Origin of the sequence: Bacillus sp. DU-106, from assembly GCF_004799705.1 — a bacterium.
In the GTDB taxonomy this organism is placed as follows: Bacteria; Bacillota; Bacilli; order Bacillales; family Bacillaceae_G; genus Bacillus_A; species Bacillus_A cereus.
In genome coordinates this window covers 1,739,782-1,759,551 of record NZ_CP026607.1, presented here as the reverse complement: position 1 = coordinate 1,759,551, position 19,770 = coordinate 1,739,782, and the positions used below count along the sequence as shown (strand labels likewise).

Here is a 19,770-nt window from a genome sequence, read left to right as displayed (position 1 = left end):
CTTATATACCCTAGAGGAGTGTTGATTAAATGAGTACTTACATTTTAGTACATGGAGCATGGCAAGGTGAATGGGCATGGGAATTAGTAAAACCTCAACTAGAGGCTTTAGGTCACACTGTTATTACACTAGACTTACCTGGAAGTGGGAAAGATACAACTCCTTCACAAAATATAACGTTAGATTCCTATGTTGATGCAGTAACAGCTAATATAAATCAACAAAATGAAAAGGTTATTCTTGTTGGACATAGTATGGGTGGAATCGTTATTACTCAAACTGCTGAACTTATACCAAATAAAATCGATAAATTAGTATATCTTTGTGCTTTCTTACCACGAAATGGAGAAAGTCTTGGTAGTAAATTAGACGGAGAAGATGGCCCGCAATTCACTATAAATGAAAATGACTTGACTGCTGAACTTATACCTAATCTAATTGAACAAACATTTTTAAATGCTACAGAAGACGGTTCTATTAAAGAAGCATCTTTTAATCAAATGCGTCCTCAACCACTAGGACCCTTCCAACAAGAGCTGAAAATATCTGAAGAAAACTTTGGAGCCATAGATCGCATTTATATTGAAACGACTCTAGATAGAGCGATTCCAATTGATTTTCAGCGCCGAATGAATACAGAAACACCTTGCAAGAAAATTATTACTTTAGAAGCTGATCATTCTCCATTTTTCTCTAAAGCATCGGAACTTGTTCATTACTTAAATGAATTAAACTAAATTTTTCATAAAATAAATAGACACTCACAGGTGTCTATTTATTTTACTAATTAAAAGCTATCTTTACTCTATCTACATTGCCATGCCCTTTTGCTTCATCTCCCACTTTTTATACAGTAGTACTGCACCAAATAAAAATACTCCCGCAACAAATGAAGCTACTGGTAACATCTTTATCATTCCATCTGGAAATACGAGCGGCAATAATGGAAATGCATACACTGCTGGAATACGTACACCAACAATTTTTAATAAAATAAGCATTAATATCATATTTAATAAAGTGACTACAATCCATGAATCAATCGCAAAGTACAATATTGTTCCAACAGTTGCAGATGTAGTTAATACTACTATTTGTTTAAAAGCCATTTTTTCATTGTACATCGGCTTTTGAAGTGATTCATATACAACAACTAATATTGGTGGAATAACTGCTAATTGTTCATAACCAGTTATCCAACATAAACTAATCCATACGAAATTTAGTATGAGAAATACAGTCATATATTTATACTGTATTTGCACTTTTCGCTTAATACCGTTATTCAATTTAAATATAAGAACACCAACCATTAAAATAAATGTTAAAGCGAATACCGCGATAACAAATGACCATTCCGTCGCATTTGTTACTAATGGTAATAAACCTGTCGCAATAGATGGTGCTAAATTGGATTGAATTACACGTAAAAAAAGCATCATGAATACAAGCGTTAAACTTACTTTCCCTAAATAAGCAATATCCATTTGATTCACCATAAAACCAATCACAGCTGTTATTGAAGGTGCAATGAAGATTTTTTCTGGTTGCCTTAACCATCCTGGCTCACGATACGCCCATAAAGCAATTGCCATCGCTGCTATTTCCGGCAGAATAACTTCCGGATCATTTAATAACACACCCGCTGTTACCATGGCTAAAATAAATAAAATAGCAATCGTATATGAGATGATTGTTTCTTTCTTTGAAATTACTGCATTCATTATTACATACTCCTTTTTGCTTATTGCTTTCATAATGTAAAACAACAAATTAATATACCCTACCACAGTATTGTATATTAACATCTTTTCTATTTCAAGTATTAGTAGTCATTTACATTCTCTCTCACCCCATACACTTACAAAACAAGGCATTTTATAGACATTGACACTTATTAAAAGATAGGTTAAAATAACTATACATTAGTAAGTAGCTAATGTAATTAAATCTAACTAGAGGTGAAACAAATGAAAAATATTTTATTCCGTATTAACGAATTGTCCAAAAAAGAAAAAGCAACTGGATTAACAGTTGATGAAAAACAAGAACAACAAATGTTGCGTCAAAACTATACACAAACATTTCGTGGAAGCTTAGATTCCATTTTATTAAACACAAAAATTGTTGATCAAAATGGTCTTAACGTTACACCAGCCGCATTACAAGATGCTCAAATACGTTTAAAATTAAGCAAATGAGTTCCGCGCTAAAGAATTTTAATAAAACATAAACAGAGCTGGATTTCCTATATAGAAATTCCAGCTCTGTTTATTGTCTTTTCTAATTTAGTAAACGAGCGATACATCGCAATTCTCCACGACACAATCATCGCAAATGCAAGTAAGAAAAACATTCCGCTTAACTCTGCCAAATCAATTGATTGGCTTAAATATGACTTTAATGCCACGCGTACAGCTAATAAGCCTACTAAAATAAATATGAATGCTTTTGACGGTTTCATAAATATATGTTCGCCTTTTATTTCGAACTTAGTTGTTTTAATAAGAAAAATAGAGAAAATAAGCCCTATACTAATTGCCTCGACTATTTCTAACGATGTTAATCGAAACTCTGGTAAAAAGTACATCATTGCGCCTGTACTCATAAAAATTGGCGGCAATATAATTTTCTTTTTCGTTACCGGCTTTTTCGCTGCTTTAAAACGTAGAAACATTACCCCAACAGCCATACAAACTGCTACGACACTTGATAAAAGTGCTATCATACTTTCCACTCCTATCTATTTAAATGACTTTTTTAGCAAAATCATAAACCAATAAGTAACTACATGCCGCATTATAGAATTTCTTCATTATATTCCTCCTGCTGTAAACTTTCCATATTCGCTGCAATCATTTTACGCAAAGTTTATGAACGGAATATGAACAAAAAAAACCATTCTGCAATTAATAATTGCAAAATGGCTTTTTAACTTATTTTAAATCGTCAATTGTGAAAGCACCTGGAAGTAATTGCTCAACAGTCACTTCTTTTTCATCACCTTTTACATTCGTTAGTAATACAGGCATTTTCGGATCACAGAATTCAGCAATTACTTGTCTACACGCACCACATGGTGAAATCGGTCCATCAGTTTCTCCTGTAATAACTAAGTAACTAAAATCGCGCTCCCCTTCTGATACCGCTTTAAATATTGCTGTTCTTTCTGCACAGTTACATAAACCATAAGAAGCATTTTCTATATTACAACCAGTATAGATTTTCCCTTCTTTCGTAACTAACGCTGCGCCAACAGGAAATTTAGAATACGGAATATACGCTTTCGATAACATCTTGTTTGCTTCTTCAATATATTTTTTCTTATCCATATTATTTCCCCCTCAAAGTAAATGAAATGATGATTAGTCAGTAATAACTGTATGAACTAATTTAGGAGCCACTGCTGTTTCAGCTATAGAAATATTCTCATAAATTTTTGCTTTTACATCTTCTACATTTTCACGGTTTGCGTAGATTGTTACGAAAGGCTCGCCTTCTTTTACTGCATCGCCAACTTTTTTACGTAACATTAATCCTACTGCTAAATCGATTTCATCTTCCTTCGTTGCACGACCTGCACCAAGTAACATAGCTGCAATACCAATCTCATCTGCAACAATGTTAGAAATAACACCTGAAGTTTTTGCAGGTACATCAATTACATACTTCGCTTGTGGCATTTTTTCTGGATTGTCTACAATTGAACTATCTCCGCCTTGATTGCTTAAGAACTCTTTAAACTTCTCAGTTGCTTTTCCGTTCTTCATCACTTCAATTAGCATTTCACGAGCTTCTTCTAATGTATTTGCTTTTTTCGCAAGTACGACCATCTGACTTCCTAATACGAGTACTAATTCTGTTAAATCTTCTGGACCTTCACCTTTTAACGTATCAATCGCTTCTTTCACTTCTAGAGCGTTACCAATTGCAAAACCAAGTGGTTGTGACATATCTGAAATAACAGCCATAGTTTGACGTCCTACATTATTTCCGATACGTACCATTGCATGTGCTAATTCTTTTGCATCTTCTTCTGTTTTCATAAATGCACCAGCACCTGTTTTTACATCAAGTACGATTGCGTCAGCACCAGCTGCAATTTTTTTACTCATAATTGAACTTGCGATTAAAGGAATTGAGTTAACAGTTCCTGTTACGTCGCGTAATGCATAAATCTTTTTATCTGCAGGTGTTAAGTTTCCTGTTTGTCCAATAACAGCTACTTTGTCACGGTTTACAATATCAATGAATTGTTCTTTCGTAATTTCAACGTGGAATCCTTCTACCGCTTCTAATTTATCAATTGTTCCGCCTGTATGTCCTAAACCACGACCAGACATTTTTGCTACTGGTACATCTAAAGCAGCTACTAACGGTCCTAATACTAATGTTGTTGTATCACCAACACCGCCAGTTGAATGTTTGTCTACTTTAATTCCTTCAATTGCTGATAAGTCGATCGTTTCTCCAGACTCAACCATCGCCATCGTTAAATCTGCACGTTCGCGATCTGTCATATCTTTAAAGAAGATTGCCATTGCAAGCGCACTCACTTGATAATCAGGAATACTTCCGTCTGTATATCCATTAATAAAGAATTTGATTTCTTCAGTCGTTAATTCTTTGCCGTCACGTTTTTTTGCAATAATATCTACCATTCTCATTACAATCACCATTCCTTTTTATATTATATAAATCTATTAAAATAATAAGCCAACGATTGTTGCTGATAAGAAACTTACTAATGTTGCACCGAATAGTAATTTCAAACCAAATCTTGCGACTACATTCCCTTGCTTTTCATTTAAGCTCTTAACTGCCCCTGCAATAATCCCAATTGAAGAGAAGTTTGCAAATGAAACTAAGAATACAGAGATAATCGCTGTCGTTCTATCTGAGAAATTAAAGTTTCCTTGTGCTAAATCTGTCATAGCGACAAATTCATTTGATACTAATTTTGTTGCCATAATATTTCCGGCATTAACTGCTTCATGCCAAGGTACACCCATAATAAATGCAAATGGTGCAAATGCATAACCAAGAATTTCTTGGAATGAAATACCGATTACACCTTTAAATACTGCATTAATGAATGCGATAAGAGCAACGAAACCGACTAACATAGCTGCTACTGTAATCGCAACTTTAAATCCATCAATAATGTATTCCCCTAATACTTCAAAGAAGGTCTTCTTCTCTTCTTCTTGTACTTCTAACATATCTTCTTCCTCAGTAACTTCATATGGGTTAATGATAGAAGCAATGATGAAACCACCGAATAAGTTAAGCACTAAAGCGGTTACAACATATTGTGGTTTTAATAACACCATATATGATCCAACGATAGACATAGAAACTGTAGACATTGCTGATGCACATAATGTATACATTCTTTTCTCTGGCAATAACCCTAGTTGTTTCTTAACTGAAATAAATACTTCAGATTGTCCTAAAATCGCAGATGCAACAGCGTTATATGATTCTAGTTTCCCCATTCCATTTACTTTACTTAATGCTAGACCGATAGATTTCACAATAATAGGTAATACTTTAATATGTTGCAAAATACCTATTAAGGCTGATATAAATACGATTGGCATTAATACACTTAAAAAGAACGAAAACTCTTTTTGATTTACTAATCCACCAAATACGAAATTCACACCGTCAGCGGCATATTTTAATAGCTCTCCAAAACCATCTGCTATTCCGCTAATTAATATATTCCCTACACTTGTATTTAATAATAGAAACCCCAAAATGAATTGTAATATAACCATCGTTATGATTGGACGATATTTGACTTTCTTTCTATCATTACTAGCAAGCCAAGCGATACCTAAAATCAATACGAGGCCAAAAACACCGATTAAGTATTTCATAAGCCGTTTCCTCCCATTCGTATCCGCTTACATTTTTTTCAATTATTAAAGCAATAGATATACTTTAAACGTATATCTATTGCTTTAAGCTTTTATCGATTAGTAGTTATCTGTAGCACCTTTTGCATCATTTAATACGATTGCAACACTAGCACTTGCTCCAACGCGAGAAGCTCCAGCAGCTACCATTTTGTCTGCATCTTCACGTGTACGAACACCGCCAGATGCTTTTACACCAACGTTTGGTCCTACTGTTTTACGCATTAATGCGATATCTTCAGCAGTTGCTCCGCCAGTTGAGAATCCAGTTGAAGTTTTTACGAAATCAGCACCAGCTTTTACTGATAATTCACAAGCACGTACTTTCTCTTCATCTGTTAATAGGCAAGTTTCAATGATTACTTTTACAAGAGCTTTTCCTTTTGCTGCTTGTACTACTTCATAAATGTCTTTTTCAACAAATTCGTTATCGCCATCTTTTAAAGCGCCTACGTTGATTACCATATCAACTTCAGTTGCACCTTTTGCGATAGCATCTTTTGTTTCAAATGCTTTTGTTTCAGTAGTGCTTGCTCCTAATGGGAAACCGATTACAGTACAAACGTCTACATCATGTCCAGCTAGTTCATCAGCCGCTAATTTTACCCATGTTGGGTTAATACAAACAGAAGCGAATTTATATTCCTTTGCTTCTTCGATTACTTTCATAACATCTTCTTTAGTAGTATTAGCTTTTAAAATTGTATGGTCAATTAACTTTGCAATGTTCATTATCTTCACTCCTCATATCTTTTAACAACTTCATTCTAACTCTTAGTTGAACAAATGTAAATACACTTTTGAAATTTTGTTCATTCTTTTTTAAAAAGCATTTTCTTGTAGTAAATAAAGCGCATTCTAACAAAGAACAGTTCCTATATAATCAAATTTTCTATGTTAACAATGGTAGTATGTATCTCCATATCCATAATTATTTTTAAAAAGGCAAATTGTGTTCAAAAAAGACTCCTATCATTCATACATAACAAAATAAAAGGAGTTCTCAAAATTAACATTTTGAGAACTCCTTTTATTTCTAACCTTTTTGATAATGTAACAGTTCTTTTGCTGTATGCTGATCGATAATTAATACATTCGCATACCCGCCACGTAACGCACCATCAATTGCTTTTATTTTTCTATTACCACCTGCAACTAAAATAGAGCGTTTCTTTAATTTCAGTTCCTCTAACTCAATTCCAATGGTACGCTTATTGATTTCTTCGCTACTAATATTTCCGTCTCCATCAAAGAAACGTGAACAAATGTCACCGACCGATTGTTTTTTGAGTAAATTTGTTTCATCCTTATCGAAATAACCTAATCGGAATAATAACGCTTCGTCTCGCACTGTTCCTACAGTAAAAATTGCAATATTCGCTTGTTTTCCCATTTCGATAATGTGATGAATATGTCGATCCTGCTCCACTAATTCTTTTGTCACTGCATTATCAAATATAACTGGAAGAGGTAGATTTCTTGGCGTCGTTTGAAAAGCATCTGCAAATAAAGCTATCGTCTCATTCGCATATGTATTTACACTTGAATGACTAATACCACCTTTTAGCTGGACAACCTCTACCCCTTTTACATGTTGCGGTACGATTTTTCTAGCGATTTCATACATAGTCATGCCCCAGCTTACACCAACAATATCACCGTTTTTAACCGTCTTTTCCATATACTCAGCAGCATATTTACTTATATACTCTGTAATCGTTGCATATTCCGGCACTGGAGAAAATACCACATGTGCCTCTAACAAGTTGTACTTTTCTTTCAGTAAATTCCCGACGTTATCTAAATCAGCAAATGGATCAGCGATGCTAATTTGAACAAACCCTTTTTCTTTCGCGTACTTTAACAATCTAGAAATCGTCGGTCTTGAAATATTTAATTTATTAGCAATTTCTTGCTGACTATAATCTGATTGATAATATAATCTTGCAACTTCAACGCTTAATTGTTGTTTATCTTTTTCCATAGTAACTCATTACAAATCCCTTCCTGTATTTCCCTTTCGTTACAAGCATTATACAGCTTTATGCAAAAAAATTCGACTACCGAATTTTATCTAACTGAACTTCTATTCCACTTATTATATACAATGAAACCTTATTGTGTAGATTTACAAACCCAATATAGAAACACTTAAAACATATAAATCGGTTTATATGTAATTCTTTATTGCTTTTCCTGTAGTAACGATAACAAAGCCGTTCAATAAGAAACATGAAACATCGTCTAAAAGCTATTCAAATACCCCTCATAAACAAAAGATACTGTTCATAAGGGGTATTTATTCAATTTAAGTTTATAAAAATCGGATGGAAACACTGCAAGTTCTCACTTATTTAGAATAAGAGAAAAGATGATGTTTTATTTGTTCAATAAAATAATGATGGTGTATATTATCGTTAGATACGCGACTTGCCATAATAGCTCCCTCCATTGAAGATGCAAGAAAAGAAGCGAGCGATATAATATCTATATCTTCTTTAAGTTCTTGTTTCTCTATTCCTTCTTTTATGAGAGAAGCCATTAACATTACTGTATCATCATAACCTTTTGCTGCTGCTTTTTGTAATTCTGGAAATACTCCAGTACTTTCAATTGCGCTATTAAGTAATGGACAGCCTCCAGCAATAGGAGGATTATTAGCTGCATCTTGATATACAAGGAAAATTGCAAGAATTTTATCGATTGCTGTCTTTTTATTTTCCATTGCTTTATGAAAATGACTCCACATAATCTCACCACTTTTGTCATAGGCAGCAAGGACAATTTCTTCTTTACTTTTGAATCTACGATAAATAGATCCTTTAGGTAGTTCAGTAGCTGTCATTATATCCTGTATGGATGTGCGAGTTATCCCATTAGTATTAAATAAATATAAAGATGTTTCAATAATTTTTTCTTTAATCTTATCAACTTTAGTCATACTTTGTAATCCTCCTAATAAAAACGAGCTTAATATTCCAGGTGATATTTACCATCTATTTTCTTGAATTTTTTTGTAAGTATAAATAAGTTTGGAACAAAAATATATTATCCATCCCTATATTATGTGAACCTCAAACCATACAGTTTGAAAAGAGGTAATCAAATTGTATTACCTATATCATTAAAATGAATTTTCTGTCAAAATTAACATGTCCAATTATTTAATTCAGTCCTGTTATACAACTAATTTCACCTACAATCGTAGAAGGTGTAAAAATATATAGTTAATTTTAACGTATAGACTATGATTATTATATATAATTTTTATTAATATGTTTAGCTAAAGTGTTTGAACTACTCCCACTTTCACTTCGTATATTAGGATATCTCCCGCAGTCCTTGCAGTTAAAAGCCTTATCACTTCATTCTATAAAAAGCTAATTGTCAAAAATTAATGAGTACTGAAATTTGCTTGTAAATAAGCAACTGAGATATAAATATATTTGTTATTTACCATTTTTATTTTATTAATAATTTATAAAAGGGGTTTAAAAAACTAGAAACTTATAGTATCATTAGTTTCCGAACCGAACGGTCCGGTTCGGTGTTAAATAAATATATTTTAGAAGGAGAACCTAATGCAACAAGAAAAATCAAAGATTCTAAGTAATTTCATTATGGAGGTAATAAAGTGAGCTTTATAAAAATGAATACAAAAGAACTTGTTATGCTAATAGTTTATATACTGTTTGCACTACTTCAAATTGGCTTGTTCATATTATTTGGCATCTCCCTTTTAACTAACAGCAACTTAGTTGAATCAGAATTTGCTCTTAGTGCCATCGGTTTGACTGTACCTGCTATTGTAGGAATCATTTTCTTTAGGAAAGAAATTATTGAAAGTTTTACTTATTTTAAAGAGAAAACAATTTTGAAAATAGTAAGCATTCCTATGGTAGTTTTACTTATGATAATTGTGGAAAATTCTATTATGCATTTTCTAAATACAGGTCAGCCAGAGAACCAAGAACAGATCCTTACAAATGGCGCAGAGATGCCTATTATATTCACATTACTTCTATTTGGGATTATAGGACCAATAATTGAAGAAATTATATTTCGTCATATATTAGTAAATCGTTTTTCGGAATATGTTGGTACTGCTATTGCATCCATCGTTTCGATTATAATTTTTGCAGGTCTTCATTCAAATCAACTTTCGGATCTTGCTATATATTTACCTGGCACGGTGATGCTTACTGCGGCTTATCTTATTTCTAATAGATCCCTTGCATATGTTATAGCGATACATATGTTAAACAATTTTATTCCTTTTATTTAATTGCATATGTCATAACAAGACATATGTAATTGAAGGTTTTGATGCAAAAATACTCTATGTTTCTATCGAGTATTTTTGGTACCAGAACCACTTTTTCTAAGGCATAAGAAATCTTATCAAAACTACAACTTATTAGGAGAGTGTCGGTCATGATTGTAACAACAACTTCTGGAATTCAAGGTAAAGAAATTATTGAGTATATTGATATTGTAAATGGTGAAGCTATTATGGGCGCAAACATTGTCCGCGATTTATTCGCTTCAGTTCGTGATGTTGTCGGTGGCCGTGCTGGTGCTTATGAAAGTAAGCTAAAAGACGCTCGTGATATTGCAATGGACGAAATGAAAGAACTTGCAAAACAAAAAGGTGCGAACGCTATCGTTGGTATTGACGTAGATTACGAAGTTGTACGTGATGGAATGTTAATGGTTGCTATCAGTGGTACAGCTGTACGTATATAAGTAAATTAAAAAACGGTCCTCCCTTGGAATTTATACTTTGAGGAGGGGCCTGGTTCTGTTGCAGATTTTAAAGAATAAAAAGAGATGTTGATAAAGCATTATACGTCGAAAAAACACAGTTTGAGTGTAAACTGTGTTTTTTTATATAGAAGCCTCATCCCATCACTATCAAGCTAAAATTTTGTGTTAACTTGTAAAAAATGTACATTTTTTACTTTGGGGTAATTTTGAATCCTTAAGCTTATGGGCATGTGCTGGTACCCTCTAATACTGTACAAATTTTTTATAAATGGTTGTAAGGTTCTACGTTTTTGACCATTCTGTACAACGATAACTTTGGTTTATTGATTTCACCTGTAATCTGGTAGCCTATCCTCTGATACAATTTAATGGCAAGTTGGTTCTCTTTCTTTACCGTCAGAGAACATTTGGCAAAGCCTTGCAGCGAAGCTTGTTCCTCAGCAAACTCAATTAATCTGGTACCTATCCCTAGTCCTCGACTTTCGGGCAGTAAGGCAATTGTTCCGATGTGAAACTCGTCATCTTCTCCCTCCTTCAAGGTAAACATGGAATAAAGCATTTTGATATTCAGAATGTTATAAACAACAAAACCTAGCTTTCGGAACGAAAGCAGCTGTTTAAAAGTGGGCCAGGCAAGACGATTTAAAACGGGTATGGGATAGCAAGTAATCATCCCTAAAGTTTTCCCGTCCATTTGAGCTTCATAGGCGTATTGATGACTAAAACGGTTGTTCTCCTGCCGCCATAGCTTACAAAATGTCCAATCGACTGTGTTCTTCTCCTCAGATCCTGCAAGTGGAAACGCCATGTATTCCAATGCCATTACATTTAGCTGGGCGCCGACCATGGATTGATGAACAGCCTTTACAATAGAGATTTTATTCATTATCCTATTGCTCCTTTTCACTTTCTATATTATTAATATTAATTATCATGGATTTGAATCAGTTCACTTCCCTCTCAATTCATCCTTAGCTTTGAAACCATAATAAAATGTATTTAAAACAAGCTCTGCAGCAGATTTTTTAGCCACATTTCCTTCATGTACCTGTTCCCAGGTATGGAAAAGCAGAGCATAAAGCGTATTCAAAATCCATTCACTGCTAACTGTTTGCTGAAAGTAACCTCTTTGTTGTAGCAATTCAATAACGCGTCTTAAGGGTTCCCTCAGCTTCTCTTCTGCTTCACCTAATTCTTTGTTGTTAAATACAGATGCATCATGACCTAGAAAATAGATTTTGTCACCTAAAGGGATTAACGCTTCAATAAGTTCCGGGATATAGTTTTCGCTTCTTTCCTCATCCAGTGGAATCTGGTTTACAGTATCACTTACCAGTTGTATAGCCCGATGGCCCAAGAACAGCATCAATTTCTCCCTGCTTTCGACGTAGCGATGGAGTGTAGCAATTCCAATTCCCGCATATTCCGCAATTTCATTCATCGAAGCAGTAGGATTTTCAACAAGCAATATAGTAGCTGAATCAAGAATTGCATTAAATCTCGCTTCCTTCAACGCTGACAAGTCTTTCTTCATCGTCAATCTCTCCCTTTTTCTGTATAAAGTCGTCATTTTTGATAGATAAATATATCATTTGATATTATAATAAACAATCTCAAATAAAGTGTCCAGCTGCTGAATGTAGCTTTTCAAAAAGAATTATATTCCTGAAACTGATAGTACTTTGAATGTTTCATTTTTAGCATTTCATTATTTAGATAACGATGAAGAAATTAAATTCTTTAATGTAATAAATACAAGAGCCAAAGGAAATGGTACGAGTTACTTTCTGCATAAAGTTATCGGTTTATTTTAAAATTCACTTCCGGGTATTGGGTTATCAGCCTTTTAAGGGTTGAGCCGTCATCCTTCTGTTTTACATACTGGTCAAAAAATGCCAGGCTGAATTCGTTAATAATACGATGAACTTCCTTTGGATTTTCACCTGGGCTCTGCAACAGAGGTGAGAACAAATGTAAATCGGTAAAGCTTGTATGATCCGTATGAGGAATGACCATTGACATACCACCGCCAGCTAACCCGCGTCCGTATCGCTCCCTCACTTCAAAGGGATCTGCTTCATCAGGCTCTTCTGCATTCATGAGCAGAAATGGTTTTCCAATGCCACTTTCAGGCAAGATTTCACCATACAATGTACCATCCATATTGATAGCTGCTTTGACACGAGAATCTTTTGCAAGTATTTGTGCTGCGGTAGCTCCACCGTAAGAGTGGCCAAACATTCCAATTCGCGAGGTATCCAGTCTTCCTGTAAAGAAACCGGTCTCATCGTTTTCGTTAAGTTTCTCTATCTGATTAAGGACAAAGCTGACATCTTCCTCCCATAATTTTATGTGACTATCTCCTTCATCAGTTAAATTTATGGGCTGTACGTAAGCAGTTCGACCACCTGGAAAGACGGTAGCTGCAGCATCAAAGGTATGATCGATACTTAGAACAATATATCCTTGACTAGCCAACTCCTCAACTTGAAACGTGTTTTGATTACGAAAACCATTAAAACCATGAGAGAAGAGTAATATGGGATAGTGATTCTCTGAGTCTGAGAGTTGTAAATCCATAAACGAATGAGACTTTACCAATTCCATGTGGCTGAATGCAAATGCAGGAATAGACAATGTTTTTTCCAATCCCTTGGAGAGCTCATTTATGTTACGAATATAAGGTTCTGGATCCCCCTTGCTTTTTTCAGCTGCAGGATACCAAATTTGCACCATCAGTTCGCGCCGATCGTTTGGATTTTTTGAATATGGTTCATTTCTCTGATGATCAACCCAATGATATAGCTTCGTACCGACCCTATGTGGACCAGTTGGTTCTTCAAATGAAAATACTGGCATAAGTAAGGGTAGCGCAACTGCTACAGACAAATAGATACATAGTAACGAAGTCTTAACTATGAATATACCCGAACTTCTAAAGCCCTTTTTCCGCCCAGCTAATAAATAGCATAAAATTAAGATAACTGGGGATACATATGCCGGAATCATCTGCCACCTAAAACCTTCTGCCAATAACTGAACTGTAACCATTACAACGGCAATCAAAGTAGCTAATTTAGACCACTTTTTCGTTTCTCTGCCTATTAACAGTATCCAACTCAATAGACTAAAATTCACTACTATCAAAACAACTTCCCAGAAATTCATTGGCCTATCTCCTTTGCATGCATTTTACTTCTAATTAAAGAGGTAGTTTTCAGCCTAAGCAAAAGCAGATGAAACACCTATATAGTTGCACCAATTATGCTTAGTAACCGTTTCATCCACTCTACTCCTTTATTCAAATTAAAAACTTAAAATGCCCAGCTACCTTTACGAAAAATTGGTTCTACAGTTCCATCTGGTAGAATACCGTCAATGTCCATCTCACTGCTGCCAATCATAAAGTCCTCATGTGTTACTGAAATATTTGCCCCTAACGTTTCAAGCTGATCGTTTTCTAAATCTCTTCCACCCTCTAAGCAAGTTGGATAAGCTTTACCAATCGCTAAATGGTTCGATGCATTTTCATCAAACAATGTATTAAAATATAAAATTCCCGATGCTGAAATTGGTGATTCATGTGGTACAAGTGCTACTTCACCTAAATAGCAAGAGCCTTCATCCACATTAATAAGCTCTTGTAATAAATCATGTCCTACCTGTGCTTCAGCTTTAACAATTTTTCCTTCTTCAAATGTCAGTTTAAAGCCATCGATAATATTCCCTTGATAAACTAATGGTTTTGTATTGCTTACATAGCCATTTACACCTTGTTTCATCGGTAACGTATAAACCTCTTCTGTCGGCATATTAGCCATAAAGATAGTATCATCAGGAGTTTTACCACCTCCAGTAACCCATTTATGCTGTGGTGCTAATGCAATTGTTAAATCAGTACCTGGCGCTGTATAGTGAAGCTTCATATATTTTTTATCGTTCAGTAGGACCGCACGAGATTCTAAATTTGTTACATGTTCACGCCATTTTTCAATAGCACTGCCGTCACCAATACGAACAGCTTTAAAAATAGCCTCCCATAATGCTGGTACTTGATCCTCAGTTGCTAAACCTGGGAACACCTTCGATGCCCACTTTGGTGAAGGAACTGCTACCATCGACCAAGCTATTGAATCCTTCATTACGGCGTTGCGATTGTTTCTCAGAGCAGCTCCTGCTACCTTTTGATAGGTAGCTAGACGATCAGATGAAATACCTGTAAATTTATCAGGATCTGTAGCATCTATCATTAATAGTGCTCCTTTACGTTCGATCAGCTCATCATTCATTTTGACTATCCACTCTGGGAAGCGATTAAATTCTTCATCTGAGGCATAATCAAAGTAAGCACGTTCCATTTCTTCATCCGAAAAATTAACATGAACAAGCCCTGCCCCAGCCTTATAAGCCTCTTTCACAACTATACGGGCGAAATCCAATGCATCCACTGATGTATTGACTAATAAGTATTGCCCTGGTTGAATATTGACACCGATTTTCACCGTAAGTTCTGCATATGCTTGTAATTTTTCTTCAAAAGTCATATTATTTACCTCGCTTTTATTAAATTGGTTTTGAATTCCCCTCACTAACTTACTTTCTGAACAGGTTTTCTCAGAATTTCCATTTCCCATTTTTTATTAGAACATGATAACAACTAATGGATTTTTTCTACTACTCATATATTTAATTTCTAAACTTTGATTCAATTAATATTGATTTGTTTTTCAAAAAATCTAATCGAAGGGTATCAAACACTACATAAAGTTATAGAGTTCTTTATTGTGAAAGCTCACTCAGTTCTTCCCAATCTTTTCAATGCTGCTGTACCTAAAGACTTACCATCAATGGGGCGTTTAACATTCTCAATCACTCCTTTATCTTTACAAAAGCATTTTTGATAGATAAACATATCATTTGACATAAGATTAAATCATTTTAAATGAATTATCAAGCCATAAAATTTAATTTTTAAAAAATTCGGTAAAAAACCATATAAAAATAGATTCTATCAAAGGGAGCGATAACGAAAAGATTTTTATACACACATGGATAAAACACATGACAAACTTATATATAATTGCAAGTTCAACTCTCACAAAAAACAAGATAAAAAAATAAACAGCAGAATTAGTCCACTGTTTACTTTGCCACACCTTCATGTAATTTTTCTGTATAATCCTTTACATCTTTCCAGCTATCTTTCGCTGTATGTATATCTTCTTTTATAAACGTAAACTCTTCTGGAGTAATTCCTTTTACGTTTTGTAGTAAATTATTATATTTTGCACCTACTGTATACCATTGATTTGATATGTTTTGTAGTGCTGTAATTGCTGCATCAATTGTTTCTGTCATGTTTGTTGTTTTATTTTTTACATCAGTCAAAATTAAGACTTCTGCTTGTGCTCCTGAAATTCTATCTTTTAAATTGGCGATTTCTCTTTCTGCATTTGCGATATCTTTTTTCGCAACCGCAATCATCGGCCCACCAGCAAGACATGTTATTAGAGCTACGCAAAGTACGCCACCAGCAATGACCATATCATTACTCTTTTTAATCGAATCGTTATATGTATTTATTTGTTGCTCTAGAGCTGGAATACCAGCATTCGTACTTGCCAATATCGATGTTAACTGATTTGTATCCTCTTTGAAACTATTTGTATCTTTCGCCATTCTATCGCGAAAAGCTTTCAAATTTCCTAATAATCCATCTACCTCATTTTGATTCTTTACAATATCCGCATACAACTTTTCTAAATCCGCTTTTAATTTTCCGCTATCCTTTTGATCAATCGCTATTAACATGTCATTATAATACGATTGAAAAGTATTATTGTAATTTATAATATTTTGATCTGTTTTCATAATTTGAGGCTTCATATTATTTAACCAATATGCCGCATTAATTTTTGCATCTCTTTGATGCTGAATCATATCCCCTTTAAATTCACTATTAATCGAACTTATTTTACTTAAATCCGTCTCTTGTTGATTTTGAATTAATTTTGCATATGAATCCATTGCAAATATGCTTGATGTCGTTTGTGCCATTACATCTTGGAATCCTGCTGGTCCAAGAGAATAGTTTTTCACATTTTCTTGTAGCACCGTTACATTTTGTTCTGCTGCAAAAGGATGTAAAGGAAATGCGTTACTCGTTGCCACCCCAGCAATCATTACCGCTAAAAGACATTTTTTATAAAATCGTTTCTGCATATTTTTCACCTATTCTCTTTATAAGGATATCAAAAGCTCCTGCTCACAACTGAACAGGAGCTTCAAATCATTCATCAACACTTAACGCCCTAACGATTCGTATTCGATTATGCTTTTTTCGTATCTACTACTTTAATATCTTCAGCATAAATCTTTTCTGCATAGTCTTTAATGTTTTTCCAGCTATCTTTCGCAATGTTTAAATCTTCTTTAATGAAAACAAGATCGTTTGGACTAATTGAATCCACATTTTGAAGTAAAGAATTGTATTTTGATCCCATTGTATACCATTGGTTTGAAATGTTTTGCAACGCTGTAATTGCAGTATCAATCGTATTTGTTAAATACTCAGTTTGTGTTTTAATGTTCGTTAACCCAGCTACTTCTAATTGAGCAGTTGTAATTTGTCCAGTTATTTTTTGAATTTCAGCTTGTGCATTGTCAAGTTCTTTCTTCGCTAATACGATACCAGCTGTACCACCGCCTACAGCTGCTGCACCACCTGCAATTAATGCGACTCCTAGCGGTGTTCCTGCACCCGTAGCAATAACTACTGCACCACCAATAATTGCAATTGGTCCTAGAGCTGTCGCAACAGATGAACCGATAATAATTGCATTATATTTACTAATTGCTTCATTGTACGTTGTAATTTGATTTTGCAGAAGGGGAATCCCTGCATCTTGACTAGCTAATATAGATGTAATTTGATTTGCATCACCCTTGAAGTTTTGCGTATCCGACGTCATTTTATTTCGGAATTTCTTTAAGTCTTCTACTAACTGATCCACTTGTGCTTTATTTTCATTAATACTACTTGATAATCTAGTTAGGCCTTTCGTAAGAGTCGCTTTATCTTTTGCATCTACCGCAGCAACTAAAGTATCATAATAGTTTTGGAATTTCGTATTGTAGTTAATGATGTTTTGATTCGTTGAAATAAGCTGTGGCTTTAATACATCTAACCATTGCTTCGCATTTCCTCTAGCTGTATCTTGGTGCTGAATCACTTTTCCTTTTAAAGCTGCATCAACAGTCGATACATTTCCAAAGTTAACATTACCTTGTTTAATAATTGTTAAAGCATACAGATCCATTACTAAAGCATTTGAACCTGTTCTTTCCATTGCATCTTTCAAGCCTTCTGGTCCTAATGAATATTCTTCATAGTCATTATAAGCTTTTGCTACCGCATGAACTGGAGCTTGTTTCACTGTACTTTCAGCTGCATACGTATGAGCCGGCATAATATTTCCTGCTGCAAATACTGCCATCAGTGCTGATAGAGCCATTACTTTATAAGGTTTTTTTGTCATTTTTCTTCTCTCCCTATATCGCTAATTATTTTTCTGTTTAATGTACTTCAACGTTTGTAACGTAATCTTCAAATTGATTTGTTTGCTTATTCATTTCATCACTTACTTTTTTAATTTGATTGAAATGTTTTTGAAGTAAACTACTGTCTGTATACGTACCTTCTTCAACATTTGTTTGAATTTGAATCATATTATTATTTAAAACTTTCCAATCCGTTAATAACGTTTCTAAAGTTGTAATTTGACGATCAATTAATTCTGTAAAGCTATTTACTTGATCTTCAACGAATGTAATTTGAGTCGCCTCTGCTTCAGTTTGTGATAACTTTTGAATAAGTGGTAATAACTCTTTTTGCTTTTGTTGAATGCGAAGAGCTGCTTCTCTCGTTTGACTATCTGCAGCATTTACAATTTCATTACTTAAAGTACCGATAGAAACAAAATCAATTGTTTTCGTTTGTGCAGTTTGATTTGTGATTGTAAATACTTGTTTACCGATATTAATAGAACCTTTAATGATTTCTTGAGGTCTATTCAAAATAGTAGTTAGTTCAGCTTGAATTTCCCCTTGAATTCTTTTAATATCTTCTCTTAATTTCACAATATCTCCACTTGATCCTTGCAGTGTTTTTATTGCTTCATCGGCTTTAATTGATAAGTTGTTACTATCTTTGTCTAATACTGTTTTAAATCGATTTAACTCTAATAAATCTTGCTCCATACTCTCTTGGATGCTTTGTACTTGCAATTGTAATTTTCCATATGCACTCATAAAATCTGCTTTTGCTTGCTGATCTTCATTTACGTTTCCTGCTAGTTCATAGAGCTTACTATAATAGCTATTAAATCTAGTGCTGTATCTCATCATTTCTTGATTTAAGTCAATTAGCTTCGGATTATATTCATCAATCCATTCTCGTACATTCGCCTTTGCAAACTTTTGATGATTCGTTAAGCTACTCATCGCATTCACCTTAATGTCTGGCTGTTGCAAGATAATTAATCCGTATGCTTGAATAAGCGGTGATTGTGATCCTAACATTCTAATTGAATTGGATAATGTATTTGGAGCAATTACATTTTGCGCATATACTGTTTTCACTTCTGTTTGCCCCTCCTTAGCGTAAGCGCTTACAGGAATGAAGCAACTCGTAGATACTGCTGTAACCAATAACCCTGTAATTAAAGTCTTTTTCACTTTAACTCCTCCTATGTATTAGCAACTATTACTATCGCATTTTATTATTCTATTTTCTTGCCCATAATTTGAGATGATTAAAATAGAGAACGTTCTCACCGTGATCCATGTATGAACCACCTCTCTCGTATTGCTACAGTACTTACTTATCGTCACAAAACATTTTATTATTTTTCATATGTGTTTAGTATGAATAATATTGTATAAATTTTCTGTTTTATAAAAATTCCCACATTCACATAGTGAATATATTACGTAAAAATATTATTCATTTCAAACTAAACAACATGCGTAAATATGAAATTTCGTTTTGTTTTCATATAAGTTTTGTACTGTAAGGTCA

At 34.1% G+C, this 19,770-nt stretch carries 19 protein-coding genes; 4 read left to right on the top strand and 15 right to left on the bottom strand.

The features are described from left to right. The first annotated feature begins 29 nt into the window (after positions 1–29). Complete coding sequence (locus C3Y97_RS09120) at positions 30–737, top strand: alpha/beta fold hydrolase (RefSeq protein WP_000109165.1); 708 nt, start codon at positions 30–32, stop codon at positions 735–737. A gap of 72 nt (positions 738–809) precedes the next feature. Here the strand turns inward: C3Y97_RS09120 and C3Y97_RS09115 are convergent, their stop codons facing one another. Next, positions 810–1,724, bottom strand: coding sequence for a membrane protein (locus C3Y97_RS09115; protein ID WP_000994724.1), 915 nt, complete (start codon positions 1,722–1,724; stop codon positions 810–812). 246 nt (positions 1,725–1,970) lie between these two features. Between C3Y97_RS09115 and C3Y97_RS09110 the strand changes: the two genes are divergently transcribed. Beyond that, positions 1,971–2,201 (top strand): DUF896 domain-containing protein, encoded by a 231-nt coding sequence (locus C3Y97_RS09110; RefSeq protein WP_000789783.1) that lies wholly within the window; start codon positions 1,971–1,973, stop codon positions 2,199–2,201. Positions 2,202–2,248: 47 nt separating this feature from the next. Here C3Y97_RS09110 and C3Y97_RS09105 read toward each other — a convergent pair whose 3' ends face one another. The 7 genes from C3Y97_RS09105 to C3Y97_RS09075 form a co-directional block, all read right to left on the bottom strand. Beyond that, complete coding sequence (locus C3Y97_RS09105) at positions 2,249–2,728, bottom strand: CcdC family protein (protein WP_000561074.1); 480 nt, start codon at positions 2,726–2,728, stop codon at positions 2,249–2,251. Positions 2,729–2,936: 208 nt separating this feature from the next. Then, positions 2,937–3,332 (bottom strand): cytidine deaminase, encoded by a 396-nt coding sequence (locus tag C3Y97_RS09100; RefSeq protein WP_000358533.1) that lies wholly within the window; start codon positions 3,330–3,332, stop codon positions 2,937–2,939. 33 nt (positions 3,333–3,365) lie between these two features. Continuing rightward, complete coding sequence (locus C3Y97_RS09095; RefSeq protein WP_001983022.1) at positions 3,366–4,667, bottom strand: pyrimidine-nucleoside phosphorylase; 1,302 nt, start codon at positions 4,665–4,667, stop codon at positions 3,366–3,368. 36 nt (positions 4,668–4,703) lie between these two features. Then, complete coding sequence (locus C3Y97_RS09090; protein WP_000876188.1) at positions 4,704–5,885, bottom strand: NupC/NupG family nucleoside CNT transporter; 1,182 nt, start codon at positions 5,883–5,885, stop codon at positions 4,704–4,706. A gap of 99 nt (positions 5,886–5,984) precedes the next feature. Next, positions 5,985–6,656, bottom strand: coding sequence for a deoxyribose-phosphate aldolase (gene deoC, locus C3Y97_RS09085; RefSeq protein WP_001017440.1), 672 nt, complete (start codon positions 6,654–6,656; stop codon positions 5,985–5,987). Positions 6,657–6,960: 304 nt separating this feature from the next. Then, complete coding sequence (locus C3Y97_RS09080) at positions 6,961–7,908, bottom strand: DNA-binding transcriptional repressor DeoR (protein WP_000409781.1); 948 nt, start codon at positions 7,906–7,908, stop codon at positions 6,961–6,963. A 366-nt stretch (positions 7,909–8,274) separates the two neighbouring features. Next, entirely contained in the window at positions 8,275–8,865 is a 591-nt protein-coding gene (locus C3Y97_RS09075; RefSeq protein ID WP_000169640.1) for a TetR/AcrR family transcriptional regulator, read from the bottom strand. 693 nt (positions 8,866–9,558) lie between these two features. Here C3Y97_RS09075 and C3Y97_RS09070 point away from each other — a divergent pair. Both C3Y97_RS09070 and C3Y97_RS09065 read left to right on the top strand, forming a co-directional pair. Beyond that, complete coding sequence (locus tag C3Y97_RS09070) at positions 9,559–10,209, top strand: CPBP family glutamic-type intramembrane protease (RefSeq protein ID WP_000008141.1); 651 nt, start codon at positions 9,559–9,561, stop codon at positions 10,207–10,209. Between the two features lie 149 nt (positions 10,210–10,358). Beyond that, positions 10,359–10,670: a heavy metal-binding domain-containing protein gene (locus C3Y97_RS09065; RefSeq protein WP_136363284.1), complete on the top strand. Its 312-nt coding sequence runs from the start codon at positions 10,359–10,361 to the stop codon at positions 10,668–10,670. Positions 10,671–10,953: 283 nt separating this feature from the next. On the opposite strand, the gene C3Y97_RS09055 is transcribed toward C3Y97_RS09065, so the two are convergent. From C3Y97_RS09055 to nheA, 7 genes are all read right to left on the bottom strand, one after another. Next, positions 10,954–11,577, bottom strand: coding sequence for a GNAT family N-acetyltransferase (locus C3Y97_RS09055; protein WP_001033856.1), 624 nt, complete (start codon positions 11,575–11,577; stop codon positions 10,954–10,956). A gap of 63 nt (positions 11,578–11,640) precedes the next feature. Further along, positions 11,641–12,225, bottom strand: coding sequence for a TetR/AcrR family transcriptional regulator (locus tag C3Y97_RS09050; protein ID WP_000710981.1), 585 nt, complete (start codon positions 12,223–12,225; stop codon positions 11,641–11,643). A 263-nt stretch (positions 12,226–12,488) separates the two neighbouring features. Beyond that, a complete protein-coding gene (locus C3Y97_RS09045; protein ID WP_001012297.1) occupies positions 12,489–13,859 on the bottom strand; it encodes an alpha/beta hydrolase family protein in 1,371 nt (456 codons plus the stop codon). A gap of 146 nt (positions 13,860–14,005) precedes the next feature. After that, the gene (locus tag C3Y97_RS09040) at positions 14,006–15,235 is read right to left on the bottom strand and encodes an aminopeptidase (RefSeq protein ID WP_000141967.1); all 1,230 of its coding nucleotides are present in this window, start codon (positions 15,233–15,235) and stop codon (positions 14,006–14,008) included. Positions 15,236–15,833: 598 nt separating this feature from the next. Beyond that, entirely contained in the window at positions 15,834–16,913 is a 1,080-nt protein-coding gene (nheC, locus tag C3Y97_RS09035) for a non-hemolytic enterotoxin subunit C (RefSeq protein ID WP_136363282.1), read from the bottom strand. A gap of 107 nt (positions 16,914–17,020) precedes the next feature. Next, positions 17,021–18,229: a non-hemolytic enterotoxin NHE subunit B gene (gene nheB / locus C3Y97_RS09030; RefSeq protein WP_000162975.1), complete on the bottom strand. Its 1,209-nt coding sequence runs from the start codon at positions 18,227–18,229 to the stop codon at positions 17,021–17,023. Between the two features lie 37 nt (positions 18,230–18,266). Further along, positions 18,267–19,427 (bottom strand): non-hemolytic enterotoxin NHE subunit A, encoded by a 1,161-nt coding sequence (gene nheA, locus C3Y97_RS09025; protein ID WP_000751828.1) that lies wholly within the window; start codon positions 19,425–19,427, stop codon positions 18,267–18,269. Positions 19,428–19,770: the final 343 nt, after the last annotated feature.